Below are 13,458 nucleotides of genomic sequence, written 5' to 3'. Positions count from 1 at the left end.
CACTTGCTCATTTTGATCACGTATGATGTAAGCACAGTAGACAGAGAAGGTAGAAAAAGACTGGCAAAGGTTGCGAAAAAGTGCGTAGATCACGGACAAAGGGTGCAAAATTCTGTGTTTGAATGTATTTTGGACTCGACCCAGTTCCGGCGCTTAAAGTATGAACTCGAAGAATTAATAGACCCAAAAGAAGACAGCTTGCGCTTCTACAACTTAGGAGATAACTACAAAAAGAAAGTAGAGCATATAGGGGCAAAGGAAGCTTATGATATGGAAAGCCCACTGATTTTGTAAGGTGCGAATGTGAAGCTCACATAAAAACCCCGGATCCTTCGCACCTCGAAATTTGTCGAAAATCAATTAAATCAGTTACCATCAGTAAAAGTCAATGGTTGATTAAAGCCTTTTTGGCATCGTTTTTTGCGACAATGTGTGGAATTGATATCATTAGGGTATGAATTACTGCATTTTCGCTGTCGCACTCTGTATGGAGTGCGTGGATTGAAATAATTTCCCTGTATGGCATCGCGTGATACTCGACAGTCGCACTCTGTATGGAGTGCGTGGATTGAAATTCCGCTTTCCCATTCCCGGTCACTAACCGTTTAACCGTCGCACTCTGTATGGAGTGCGTGGATTGAAATATCCATGTTAGCAACTCCTTTGTGTCTATTTCAGTCGCACTCTGTATGGAGTGCGTGGATTGAAATTCATTCATCCTCCCTTAGTGGGTGTAGGTCCTACGTCGCACTCTGTATGGAGTGCGTGGATTGAAATGATAATTGTTTGCATGATTATTTATCCCCTTTCGGTCGCACTCTGTATGGAGTGCGTGGATTGAAATACCCCAGTCTTTATAAGGAGCTGTGAACAGATCATCTAGTCGCACTCTGTATGGAGTGCGTGGATTTAAATCAGTACACAAAAAAATAAACCTCAGATTAATCCGAGTCGCACTCTGTATGGAGTGCGTGGATTGAAATTCAGTTAGAAACTGGTCAATATTTTTAGGATTCATGTCGCACTCTGTATGGAGTGCGTGGATTGAAATATAATGTCCTGGATATGGTCCAGAGAATATACGGCGTCGCACTCTGTATGGAGTGCGTGGATTGAAATCTTCTGGTGGTCTTTGTCCAACATGCGGAAGATTTGTCGCACTCTGTATGGAGTGCGTGGATTGAAATTGTAATGGCAACCTTGAGCGCACCGGCCTGGGTGAGCGGTCGCACTCTGTATGGAGTGCGTGGATTGAAATGTCCATAGACCTAGCACCTACAGCAAAAATTCCTGTCGTCGCACTCTATATGAGTGCGTGGATTGAAATGATCTGGTTGTCCTCGACATCCGCGGTGGATATAGAGTCGCACTCTATATGAGTGCGTGGATTGAAATCATTCTTAATTGTGTTAACTCTAAAAACGTCTCCGTCGCACTCTATATGAGTGCGTGGATTGAAATTAAGTATGGATGGCGAAATCTAAACGGGACGAGTAGGGGTCGCACTCTGTATGGAGTGCGTGGATTGAAATAGACGTAAGCCACCAAGCAAAGAAACAATTCTCCCAGGGTCGCACTCTGTATGGAGTGTGTGGATTGAAATTATTACGTTCGTGAGTTTGGTGATTCTGTCGCTCTGGTCGCACTCTGTATGGGGTGCGTGGATTGAAATGACACAAGAATTCGACAGACAGGAAGGAATTTCCGTCGCACTCTGTATGGAGTGCGTGGATTGAAATGAGGTACGTACGTGCTCCCGCAGTAACCAACCCCTGTCGCACTCTGTATGGAGTGCGTGGATTGAAATTCGAACATGAACACGCGTGGTATCTCCCCGTCGACGTCGCACTCTGTATAGAGTGAGTGGATTGAAATATGATGAATGGAGGACGTCCTCAAGAAAGAAATAGGCGCACTCCATGTGACAATTGACGATGCGGCAGGATTCACGGTCAGTCGTTACGGCATATGGTTTTGTTTGACTGGTATGCTTTGCATAGTTCTCAGGGCTTCAGCCGCAGAAGGAAGAAAATAAAATCGAAGTGAAACGATCTTTGTGATATGTACAATGCTCGCAATGGGCGCGATGAGAAGCAATGATGCGGGGGAATGAGGCAAGAATATGAGGACGTACAGGGGATAAAATGCGGAAGAACCACCGAAGGATGAAAAATCCAGTGCGGTGGTTCTTTTTTTTCACTCGTCTTGTATGCCATCATTATAGGGGGAGGGGATGAAGGATGTTCCAGGATTTCAAGCTCGTAAGTGACCGGCCGGTCTCGATACAAGTAAAAGAATACGTCAATCGTTTAATTATAAAAGGGGCGCTTCAGGCGGATCAGAAGCTACCTTCCACACGAGAAATGAGCGTTCTGCTTAAGGTGAGCCGCAATACAGTCATTGCAGCCTATGAAGGCTTGGAGGATGACGGGTTTACGTATGCGATTCCCGGAAAGGGTAGTTATGTGGCCGCCATGGTGGGCCAGTCGGCCGTAGATAACGGAGGATCTGACGGCTCTGCCACTTGGGAGATCGACTGGAAGGCAAGAATGAACGAGTATGCTGTATTGGCTGTTGATCTGGATATGATGAAGCAGGGCATTCGTGCCCAAAAGGGAACTATCTCGTTCACAAGCATCGCTCCGGATGAGCAGCTGTTTGATCTGGGGGATGTAAGGCGAGCTTTTATGGATCGGATGGCAATCGAAGGGCAGGTGCTGCTCAACTACGGCTATGCCAAGGGCTACAAGCCGCTGATTGATTACCTGATGCATTATATGGAGAACAAGGGCGTCGATATAATTGGCAAGGATATGCTGATTACAGGCGGGTTTACAGAAGGCTTTGACATTGTGCTGTCGGCTTTACGCCCTTCTGCACGCCGCGGAGCGGCAATTTGTGAAAATCCGACCCATCACACAGCGATCAAAAATTTGAAGTTGCAAGGATTTGAGATTACCGGCATTCCGATGGAGTGTGACGGTATTGATGTAGAGCGGCTAGAGGAGGTATTGCAGACCAATAGCTTCGATTTGGCTTATTTGACTCCTTCCTATCACAATCCGACAGGCATCGTCATGTCGCCAGCAAAGCGCAGCGCTGTTATGAAATTAATGATGAGCTATCAGATTCCGGTGATCGAGGATGGATTCAATGAGGAGCTGCGTTACTCGGGAGCGCATATTGCGCCCTTAATAGCGACAGCAGGCCAAGGGAACGGAGTAATCTATATTGGCAGCTTCTCCAAGGTGCTGTTCCCTGGCTTGCGTGTAGGCTGGGTGCTTGGAGACCGAGCACTGATTGACACTCTGGAAAGCATTAAGCGTGCGCGCACCATTCATACCTCAACAATCGATCAATCGATTTTATACCAATATATGCTTAACGGAAATTTCGATAAACATGTAAAAAAAGCACGTACAGAGTATAAGCGCAAATATGAGCTGACAAAGACATGCTGTGAAGCACATCTTCCTGAGGCGCAGGTGTCTGGTGACGGGGGCTTGCATTTGTTCCTTACCTTCCCGACAGGCGTAAATACACGCCAGCTGCTAGAAGCTTGCACAGAACAGGGTGTCATTTTTACACCGGGAGACAAGTTTTTTATTCAAGAAGGCGAAGGGACGAATACATTGCGGCTTGGGTTTTCACGAGTAACAGATGAAAATATCGAACGGGGTATTCAAATAATCGGTAAACAGACGCGTAAATTTCTTAAGGCATAAGGATTAAGAAAAGAGCTATAGAGAAGGAATATTGTTTCGAAGAAGCAATAGCGATCGGATGAACATCCGTAGCCACATAAAGATTTTGAAGAAAAATGAGGTGTCATGATGAAAATTGGCGTTATTATGGGCGGTATTTCCTCTGAGCGTGAGATTTCTCTGCAGACAGGTCAAGAGATGATCAATCATTTGGATCGCAGCCGTTATGAAGTGGTTCCAATGGTGATCGAGCAGCGAGCGGATTTAATCGCGCAGGTCCAGCAGGCAGGCATTGATATCGCGCTGTTGGCACTGCATGGTCAGTATGGCGAGGACGGCACGGTGCAGGGAGCGCTGGAGACACTGGGCATTCCCTACACAGGCAGCGGTGTCCTGGCAAGCAGCTTATGCATGAATAAGCAGTTGTCCAAGATGCTGTTGAAGGCAGCGGGTGTGCATACGCCTTCAGGCCTTTACTGGCAGGGGATGGACGATTATGATCCGCAGGTGGTGGAGCATTTGGGCTACCCGGTTATTGTGAAGCCGAATATGGGGGGATCCAGCATCGGCATCCAGCTTGTACAAAATGAGAAGGAACTGCTGCCGGCTGTTCAGGAGGCTTGCAGCTTGGATCAAGCGATCTTGATTGAGCCCTATTATGAAGGGACGGAGATTACCTGCTCCATCGTAGATGGCGAGGTATTACCGATTATTGGTATTAGCTCCGCTCGTTCGAAGTGGTTCGACTACAAAGCAAAATACGAGGTCGGCGGCGCTGAGGAGAAGGTGGTCGAGCTTCCAACCGTTATTGAGCAGCGTGTGCGCGAGGCGGCACTGGCCAGCTACCGGCTGCTGCAATGCAAGGTCTATGCAAGGATCGATATGATTTTGTGTCAGGATAGACCTTACGTGCTGGAAGTGAACACATTACCGGGAATGACCGCCAACAGCCTGCTTCCGAAGAGTGCGGCAGCTGCGGGTATAACCTTTACACAGCTTCTGGACCATATTATTTCCAGCTCGCTCCATGAGCGGAAACAGGAATGGGGGATGGCGTAATATGTTTAGTGAAAAGGGGACAGGGCGGTTTGTATCCTCGCGCGTACGGGATATTCGCCCATCGGGAATTCGCGCTTTTTTTGATCTGAATGCAGCAGGCGGAGGTACAATCGCCCTTGGGGTCGGAGAGCCTGATTTCGTTACACCGGAAAAGGTACGTGAAGCTTGCATTCAGGCATTGCGTGAAGGACAGACGAAATATACTTCGAATGCCGGCTTGATGGAGCTGCGGGAGGAGATCTCTGCTTATTTTTCCGGCAGTTTCGCGCTTTCCTATGACCCTGAGCAGGAAATGATTGTGACGGTGGGGAGCAGTGAAGCCGTCGACCTGGCGCTGCGAACAGTGATCGATCCGGGTGACGAGGTGCTGATTCCAGCACCAAGCTATATTGCCTATGAACCCATTACCCATCTGCATGGCGGTAAAATTGTAGAGGTGGCGGCTACGGCAGAGGAGCAATTCAAGCTGACCCCGCAAGCGCTGCAAGCGGCAATTACACCTCATTCAAAGGTTTTAATGATCAATTATCCCTGTAATCCGACTGGAACAGTTATGACGGAGCAGGATTGGCTGCCGATTACAGAGCTCATTATCAAACATAATCTGGTCGTCATTTCGGATGAAGTGTATGCCGAACTGACTTACGGGAGAAAGCATGTCAGTATCGCCTCTTTGCCGGGCATGAAGGAGCGTACGATTGTCATCAGTGGTTTTTCCAAAGCATTTGCGATGACAGGCTGGCGGGTAGGCTATGCGTGTGGTCCGCATGAGCTGATTGCCGGCATGCTGAAAATCCACCAGTACACAGCCATGTGTGCGCCCACCATTGCACAGATTGCCGCGCTGGAATCATTGCGCCATGGCTTGGCTGCCAAGGATGAGATGATAGCGAGCTACAATGAACGTCGCAAGCTGTTTGTGGCCGGTTTGAATGCAATCGGGCTTGCTTGTCATGAGCCTGAGGGGGCTTTCTATGCCTTCCCTTCAATTACTTCTACTGGCATGTCATCTGAGCAGTTTGCACTTCGTATGCTGAAGGAAGCGAAGGTGGCGGTCGTACCGGGACATGTATTCGGATCAGGCGGAGAGGGCTTTATTCGCTGCTCATATGCAGCCTCGCTCGTCGATTTGGAGAAGGCGCTGGAACGGATGGGAAGGTTTATGCAGGTAATGCAGCCGGTATGATGAACAGGGTTAATAACTCAACTTTTGCCGAATGTTTTCATAAAATATTTTACAAATACCTTTATGATTTTCGAAGACATAAAGGTATTTTTCTGATCAATATAGTGGATATTTCCGGATGTATTTACCCAAAGCCAGAACGTTCAGCTTTGGAGTTAACTGGTGGAACCTTGCTTTTAAATGCGCTATCGATGAATTAAATATATTCGATTGTGCGCTTCCTCCTTCACAGGTGGCAGAACTGGCAGAGGTGAAATAAGTCCAGGCAGGAATTTGTTGCTAAGCCAAAAAGCGAGTCTGTCCAGGTGCGAATGTGAAGCTCACATGAATTCTCCGAGAGTTTCGCACCTCAGATTTTGTCGAATTATATCGAATGTGAACAAATTTTAAACGATCGCAAGAGGATGAGGTAATATTAGATGCGTTTTTGCCAAAATAACGCTAGAATGTTACTTAAATAGGGGGCATTTGACCCATTTTCGCTGTCGCACTCTATATGAGTGCGTGGATTGAAATTCTCCCTCCAGGTTCGTAACTCGATGTCCGTACTGTCGCACTCTATATGAGTGCGTGGATTGAAATCCTCCTGAGTTGATAGAATAATGGTAAAATATACCCAGTCGCACTCTATATGAGTGCGTGGATTGAAATATCCAACATCAAGGGGTGACATCATGATGAAATTAAGTCGCACTCTATATGAGTGCGTGGATTGAAATATCAAATGACACGCCAGCACTGGCAGGGCATCCCGCAGTCGCACTCTATATGAGTGCGTGGATCATGACGGAGCAGCCGCCACTTGGTCGTACGAGTGGAGAGCGCCTCTTTATCCGAAATCATGAAGAGGTCCGTGAAGTGAGGAGCTGGAGATTTTACGCGGTTTGGAGGGGACGGCGGCAGTTCAGTACAATTCCGTGTGGGATGATCTGATCTTGCAGCAAAAAGATGATTTTTATTTCCATGGACGCCATAAGCGCCCGCCGTTAGATAACGTGAATGCCCTATTATCTTTTGCCTATACACTGTTGTCCAACGATATGAAATCCGCACTAGAAGCTGTCGGTCTATGCTTATGTAGGTTTTCTGCATAGAAGATCGTCCAGGGCGAGCCTCCTTGGCACTGGATGTGATGGAAGAGCTTAGAGGAGTATATCCCGACCGTTTTGTTCTTACATTATTAACAAAAAATGATTCATGGCAAAGGATTTTACAAAAAAGAAAACGAGGCTGCTATGATGGACGATGATACGAGGAAAATCGTATTGAAGGCATGGCAAGAACGGAAACAGGAAAAAATGATTCATCCTTATTTGAATGAGAAAATGTCTTGGGGGCTTGTGTCCTATTGACAGGCTTTGCTCTTAGCTAGATATATTCGTGGAGATCTGGACGAGTACCCTCCATTTTTGTGGAAGTAGGTTGATCTTGTTAATACTAATTACGTATGATGTAAGTACATTAGATAGAGAAGGCAGAAAAAGACTGGAAAAGGTTGTGAAAAGGTGCGTAGACCACGGACAAAGGGTGTAAAATTCCGTGTTTGAGTGCATTTTGGATTCGACCCAGTTCCGCCGTTTAAAATATGAATTAGAAGAATTGATAGACAAAAAAGAAGACAGCCTGCGTTTCTACAACTTTGGAGATAGCTATAAAAAGAAAGTAGAGCAATAGGGGCTAAGGAAGCTTACGATATGGAAAGCCCACTGATTTTATAAGGTGCGAATGTGAAGCTCACATAAAAACCCCGGGTCCTTCGCACCTCGAAATTTGTCGAAAAGTATTAAAATTGCTATTTAACCGTAAAAGTCAATAGTTGATCCAAGCTTATTTGACATCAGTTTTTGCGACAATGTGTAGAATTGATATCATAAGGGTATCAATTACTGCATTTTCGCTGTCGCACTCCATGTGAGTGCGTGGATTGAAATGGTAAGGACTTCCGATGGATCGCCTCCGAATTCCGTCGCACTCCATGTGAGTGCGTGGATTGAAATTTTTTCTCAGTATCTCGGTTGTAATAGTCGTCCCGGTAGTCGCACTCCATGTGAGTGCGTGGATTGAAATTTTTAGAACCCAGTTCGTCACGCACCCATCGTCAAGTCGCACTCCATGTGAGTGCGTGGATTGAAATAAAATAAGTTGAATATTCTAATGTCTGAAAAGAAAATGTCGCACTCCATGTGAGTGCGTGGATTGAAATTTTGACGCTATCGCCATCAGCATTTGTTCCGTATAGTCGCACTCCATGTGAGTGCGTGGATTGAAATTTTAATTCACCATGGGTAGAATTACCTTTCATTCCGCGTCGCACTCCATGTGAGTGCGTGGATTGAAATTTGCGTACGACTCGTATCAATCGGAAAAAAGTGATGGTCGCACTCCATGTGAGTGCGTGGATTGAAATCTCACCAAAAACATCAGAAGGCACAATTTTAAAAGTCGCACTCCATGTGAGTGCGTGGATTGAAATGTAGATACCTCCGTTGTCGTATCCGTTTAGCGGATACGTCGCACTCCATGTGAGTGCGTGGATTGAAATTGAAGGACAACCAGCACGTCCTGAGGTAAATATTCGTCGCACTCCATGTGAGTGCGTGGATTGAAATAACACGGGTCCTTTTGCACCTTTGATTACATATTTACGTCGCACTCCATGTGAGTGCGTGGATTGAAATTTGCGCCAAATGACTGAGGGGTACACCTCAAAATTGGTCGCACTCCATATGAGTGCGTGGAATTGAAATCCTATTGCGATCTGTCCTTTAGTGGTGTTTGCACAAAGTCGCACTCCATGTGAGTGCGTGGATGGTATGAAAAAGAAGGCTTGTTTCGTGGCCTGCCCAGCAGTGAATAGGTGCAAATTTCTTCTTAACGGATTTCTCATTCGACAAATTTCCCCTTACTTTTATGCAACAATTACTTAACATTTACAATGGTTGAAGTATAAATTAAGGTGGGAGTTGCTAATGAGAATTTCCATGAGTAAGTTTCTAAAAGCTATGCAGTGATTTTGTTGGGCTACGCAATAGGTATAGGGTTATTTTACGCTTTGGGATATCAGATGAGCGCTATGGGAATCTATGCAATTTTGACAGGAATTGTGATTGGAGAAATAATCAACTTCGCATTATCAAAGCGAGAGAAATGACCTATGTATCCCTTGATTGCATCAACATCAGGGGATTTTTCATGTAATTAAAAGGTCCAACAGAGTTTTTGCATGGGACCTCTATATCATTTACTGGTGAGAATGCACATTAGGGAAATGAATCCGTCATGTCAACATTGTGAAACCTTTTATTTGGAACCATCCAATGATTTCAGGATGTCGCTTGTCCAATATGTCTCAATATGTGTAAGTTATGCTGAATTTTCGTTATAAACATTAGTTGCATAATATATTGACAGATGGTTAATTATGGAGAAGAATAGAGGGTGATTTTTAAAATAATGGAATTTTTATGTGAAGGGTGGTTATGACTTGAAGCATACACCTACGATTTCAGCGGAGTTTGAAAATTATCTAAAACAAAATGATATGACATTGAGTCAATTTGCCGAATATTCAGGGGTTCATCAAAGAACGCTTAGTAATTGGATTACTCAGCATCGTCCTGTTTCCGTACAGCAGCTAGACCGAATCACTGTGGCTATGGATTTGCCAGAAGGCTATTTTTACGATCTATACATAGAAAATTACATCATTGACCTTTCCCCGAATTTTAGGCGAATCGAGCCATTATTGTATCGTTGTGCGGAGCTGGACAAGCTGGATGCAATCCGTCGAATGGTTGGACATATCATGGATAATCCGCTGTATGCGACTAGGCTATTTGATGTTGCAGAAGCATTATTTGAACAGGGACGACATGCTGCTGCGCTGCCTCTCTATGAGAATGTCGCAGAAGTGGAGAAATATCAGCATTCTGAACGTTTGGCCACCTGCCAATATCGTATATTCACGATTCAAGTTGGAGATGATCAAAGCCGAAATCTCAAGGCAGCAACGCTATTTGAACCCTTCATGGAACGACTGGATGAAATAGATCAACTTGATGCCCTAAAAGATTTAGCGAATGTGTATCGTTCTTTACGCTTATGGGATCGGCTTGATGCGACAGCTCGAAAAATGAGAGATAAAGCGGAAATCCAATATTCGTTGAAGCATCAGCAGAAGAAGCGAGAGGGTTCTGGCAAGAAAACAAAGTGTCCGTTATTCGCATACATTACTTATGCTGATTTACTGTGCGCCAGTGTCTGTGAAGCTCAAGGTGATTATCAACAAGCCCTACAATATACATACGCCTACGCAAACTTGGATTGGGTCATAGAGACGGATGAGAACACTCAACACTGGGTCAACTTGTACAAACATTGGTCAGAAGGTAATACGTATGTAAATAAACTATTGTCCGGAGATATAAGTGTGCTTCCTGATTATGTTGAGTATATTAGTGTATCATCAATTACCACTAAAGAAATGGTTACTCAATTATTGAATATTATGATGGCGGCTAACCGATTTCAAGTTGATGTGGATGAAATACTTAAGCAGTTCGAAACGGAGATAGATTCGATCACCCAACAGCAACCATCTGCTGATATGTACACTCATCAAGTGGTTCCAGAACAATCAACGCGTTTTAAATATGAACTGGCTAAATACTACTTAAATAAAGGTAATTACTCATATGGATTTAAATACTTACTAGACGTTTTATCTAAATCATTAGTCATTAACAAAGAAGCCTTTTTCATTAGCTGTATAAGATTATTTGAGCAGTTCAAACAATTTGCAGACTTTAGGATGTGTACGAAGTATGAAAGTTTAGTTAGAGAAGGGCGAAAAGAAAGATTATTTTATTATTAATAGTTATTAATCATTTCTCAGTGTTGATTCCAAGTTGAATAAAATAAAATATATATGGAAAACGAAGAAGGTAGAATGTTGCTGTGCAAGTAAAGCGGTCGCTTTTGCCACGAATTTTGACCCTCCTCTGACTTTTTTTAGGAAATACGGGGGCGGTGATGATGGGAAGCAACATCCGACTGCGTAGTGAAACAATAGTTGAATTTTAAGTTCAGCTTGTAGGAGTCTGTTGCATTTTTTTAAATAAACATAAAACTCCAAAAAGTGCCTCTGGAATGCTGCAGAAGCACTTTTTTTGTCGAGCAAATTTTCAAAAAATCCAAAAGTTTACGTTTTGTATTAGGATACGACACAGAAGGGGGAATCATGCTGATGAATCCAGGTGTGACTTTACTTCGTGTCGAACGGGCCAGAAAAAGACTGTACCAAGTCCAGAAGAAATATGGATTTTTAACGCATCCCAAAGTGATTGAACAATCCATGAAACTGGATGAACTATTGAATCAATACCAAATATACAAAATGAAATCTTAACAAATGAGTTCATGACATGTTGCTAAAGGAAGAGCGTGAAATCCAATCTCCAAACCCCAATCATAATCCTAAATCCTAAATCCTAAATTATACTATGAAGAGGTGGTAACGTTGTTGAACAAACGAAATCCTGTAACCCCTTTTGGTTGGAAAATCAAAGAAAAGCTAGTCGAGAGGCAAATGGATCAGAGAACATTTTGTGATACCTATCATATTCCTGCTAGCCGCTTGTCTAATCTCATTCATGGAACACGTAAGGCCAAAAAATATCGAGTACAAGTATCTCAATTGCTTGGGATCGAAGAATAACCCTCTTTCTCCTTTATGGATACAGGACATCCTAATGATATGTAAGCTACAGTGGCAAAGGACTCCAGGGTTCTTTAATATAGATTGTACATAGGATGTTTAATACAAGGAGTGGAAAGGGGCGATGGGGATGTTCTCCAGAATGGCAGAGCAGAAGATTGCCGAGGCGATGGCCAAAGGTGAATTTGATCATTTGCCGGGAGAGGGCAAGCCACTGGTCATCGAGGATTTGTCACATGTTCCAGAGGAGCTGCGGATGTCGTACAAGCTGTTGAAGAATGCAGGCATTTTACCGGAAGAGCTTCAATTACAAAAGGAATGTGTCCAGCTACGTGATTTGCTTCACGCTTGTCATGAGGCAGGAGAGCGAGAGCGGATCAGTCGCAGGCTGACTGAAAAATCACTACGTCTCCGTATGCTGCTGGAGGAAAGAGGGCTGAATACGTCGTCTGTATTTTATGAATATGAGTCCGCTATGCGTAAGCGACTGGAGGAATAGAAGCGAGAGGAGCAAAGGGCGGAATGCCCTTGCCCGTACACTTTGATTTCTGTGCTTTACCTCATTACCGTTGCAGTGCAGATAATCTCGTGAGGCATTGTTTCGTCAGGATGACAGGTTCTTTGGGCAGTTTGTCCAAATGAAAGTCATCGATTAAATCCTCAGCCTTCACAGGCTCAGGTGAATCCAGTAGCCCGGAAAAATAGGCGAGCCAGCCAATGACTGCTTCCGGTGTAACCCCTTGTCGGCGCATAGCTCGGAGTGCTACGCCACCATGTCGTTTGGCCAGCCTTCGCCCATCAGGGCCTAGGACAAGGGGAACGTGTGCAAAACGTGGCGGCTGCAACCCCAAAGCTTGGTACAGCAATAGCTGACGGGGAGTCGAATCGAGAAGATCATACCCGCGTAGTACGTCGGTCATATGCATATCCGCATCATCGATAACGACAGCCAGCTGATAGGAAAACATGCCGTCGGCTCGTTTGACGATAAAATCGCCCCCCTCAGCCGCACCAAAGGCCACATGACCTGCTACCTGATCATGAAACGAAATAACGGCATCTGGATATTGCGGTACTTTAAAGCGAAGTGAAGGGAGTTTATATTGTGCTTTGGCTACGACATCTTGAAAGCTAAGGTTACGACATGCCCCCGAATACGCAGGCCCTTCACCAGACAGTCCATGTGGAGCATGGGCGGCGGCCAGAATGTCGGCCCGACTGCAAAAACAAGGATACAGTAAATCTTGCCTCTGTAGTTTCTCCAATGCAGACTGGTAGCGTTCCAGCCGTTGGCTTTGAGTGTAGGAACCGTAGGGACCGCCTACGTCGGGTCCTTCGTCCCAATTCAGCCCGATCCAGCGCAAGTCTTCCATAATCCCTTGCGCCAACTGGCTGCGAGCTCGCGTCATATCAATATCTTCCATGCGCAAAATATAGGTTCCGCCCAGGGAACGAACGTGCAGCCAGGATAATAAGGCAGTACGAGCGTTTCCTAAGTGTATCCATCCCGATGGTGTTGGAGCAAATCGCCCTCTGATGGGTTGGGCCTGTAATTCCATACGAAAGTGACCTCGATTCTATGTTCCGTCCTTCAGCAATCCATATCAACTATATTATAAAACGATCTTGCCGCGAGTGCATCCCGACAGGTATAGGAGCTAACACCGAAAACTTACATAGCTGCGATGGCCAGACGGGAAATTTAAATATCTGTATAATAGATTTAGAAGAATTATGCACGACAGACCGAAGAGAAGTACCAGAGGGGTAGCTTAATCTTTTCTATTTAGTGA

11 protein-coding genes, 2 pseudogenes and 3 CRISPR repeat arrays are annotated in these 13,458 nt (G+C 45.0%); of the genes and pseudogenes, 12 read left to right on the top strand and 1 reads right to left on the bottom strand.

Annotated elements, in window-relative coordinates; translation table 11 throughout:
- The first annotated feature begins 3 nt into the window (after window positions 1-3).
- The 12 genes and pseudogenes from cas2 (NLX73_RS07310) to NLX73_RS07260 all read left to right on the top strand — a co-directional run bounded on the left by cas2 (NLX73_RS07310) (window position 4) and on the right by NLX73_RS07260 (window position 12,164).
- Window positions 4-294, top strand: coding sequence for a CRISPR-associated endonuclease Cas2 (cas2, locus tag NLX73_RS07310; RefSeq protein WP_254325787.1), 291 nt, complete (start codon window positions 4-6; stop codon window positions 292-294).
- A gap of 181 nt (window positions 295-475) precedes the next feature.
- Window positions 476-1,258: direct repeats of the CRISPR family, unit length 33 nt; unit sequence GTCGCACTCTGTATGGAGTGCGTGGATTGAAAT.
- A gap of 240 nt (window positions 1,259-1,498) precedes the next feature.
- A CRISPR array of direct repeats spans window positions 1,499-1,875; the repeat unit is 33 nt; unit sequence GTCGCACTCTGTATGGAGTGCGTGGATTGAAAT.
- Window positions 1,876-2,240: 365 nt separating this feature from the next.
- Entirely contained in the window at window positions 2,241-3,725 is a 1,485-nt protein-coding gene (locus NLX73_RS07305; RefSeq protein WP_061829395.1) for an aminotransferase-like domain-containing protein, read from the top strand.
- Between the two features lie 108 nt (window positions 3,726-3,833).
- Complete coding sequence (locus NLX73_RS07300) at window positions 3,834-4,763, top strand: D-alanine--D-alanine ligase (RefSeq protein WP_254326045.1); 930 nt, start codon at window positions 3,834-3,836, stop codon at window positions 4,761-4,763.
- A 1-nt stretch (window position 4,764) separates the two neighbouring features.
- Entirely contained in the window at window positions 4,765-5,949 is a 1,185-nt protein-coding gene (locus NLX73_RS07295; RefSeq protein ID WP_254325786.1) for an aminotransferase class I/II-fold pyridoxal phosphate-dependent enzyme, read from the top strand.
- A 118-nt stretch (window positions 5,950-6,067) separates the two neighbouring features.
- Complete coding sequence (locus NLX73_RS07290) at window positions 6,068-6,208, top strand: LamG domain-containing protein (RefSeq protein WP_254325785.1); 141 nt, start codon at window positions 6,068-6,070, stop codon at window positions 6,206-6,208.
- A 440-nt stretch (window positions 6,209-6,648) separates the two neighbouring features.
- Window positions 6,649-6,882: a hypothetical protein gene (locus tag NLX73_RS25205; protein WP_483311699.1), complete on the top strand. Its 234-nt coding sequence runs from the start codon at window positions 6,649-6,651 to the stop codon at window positions 6,880-6,882.
- Window positions 6,810-7,370: pseudogene (gene cas1, locus NLX73_RS07285) on the top strand (CRISPR-associated endonuclease Cas1); the annotation flags it as partial. The gene NLX73_RS25205 and the pseudogene cas1, both read left to right, overlap by 73 nt.
- 7 nt (window positions 7,371-7,377) lie before the next feature.
- Window positions 7,378-7,667 (top strand): annotated as a pseudogene (gene cas2, locus NLX73_RS07280) (CRISPR-associated endonuclease Cas2).
- A gap of 180 nt (window positions 7,668-7,847) precedes the next feature.
- Window positions 7,848-8,765: direct repeats of the CRISPR family, unit length 32 nt; unit sequence GTCGCACTCCATGTGAGTGCGTGGATTGAAAT.
- A gap of 668 nt (window positions 8,766-9,433) precedes the next feature.
- Window positions 9,434-10,822: a helix-turn-helix domain-containing protein gene (locus NLX73_RS07275; protein WP_254325784.1), complete on the top strand. Its 1,389-nt coding sequence runs from the start codon at window positions 9,434-9,436 to the stop codon at window positions 10,820-10,822.
- 366 nt (window positions 10,823-11,188) lie between these two features.
- Window positions 11,189-11,356, top strand: coding sequence for an aspartyl-phosphate phosphatase Spo0E family protein (locus NLX73_RS07270; RefSeq protein ID WP_071558834.1), 168 nt, complete (start codon window positions 11,189-11,191; stop codon window positions 11,354-11,356).
- Window positions 11,357-11,470: 114 nt separating this feature from the next.
- Window positions 11,471-11,665 carry a Rha family transcriptional regulator gene (locus tag NLX73_RS07265; protein ID WP_029517081.1) on the top strand — a complete coding sequence of 65 codons (195 nt, stop codon included), beginning with the start codon at window positions 11,471-11,473 and terminating at the stop codon, window positions 11,663-11,665.
- Between the two features lie 124 nt (window positions 11,666-11,789).
- Entirely contained in the window at window positions 11,790-12,164 is a 375-nt protein-coding gene (locus NLX73_RS07260; RefSeq protein WP_061829390.1) for a DnaJ family domain-containing protein, read from the top strand.
- A gap of 64 nt (window positions 12,165-12,228) precedes the next feature.
- Here the strand turns inward: NLX73_RS07260 and gluQRS are convergent, their stop codons facing one another.
- Window positions 12,229-13,224: a tRNA glutamyl-Q(34) synthetase GluQRS gene (gene gluQRS / locus NLX73_RS07255; RefSeq protein WP_165175568.1), complete on the bottom strand. Its 996-nt coding sequence runs from the start codon at window positions 13,222-13,224 to the stop codon at window positions 12,229-12,231.
- Window positions 13,225-13,458 lie beyond the last annotated feature (234 nt).

The organism is Paenibacillus sp. CH40 (genome assembly GCF_024213605.1).
GTDB classification, from domain to species: Bacteria; Bacillota; Bacilli; order Paenibacillales; family Paenibacillaceae; genus Paenibacillus; species Paenibacillus polymyxa_B.
The sequence above is the reverse complement of the archived record's forward strand: the minus strand, read 5'-3'. Positions and strand labels throughout refer to the sequence as shown.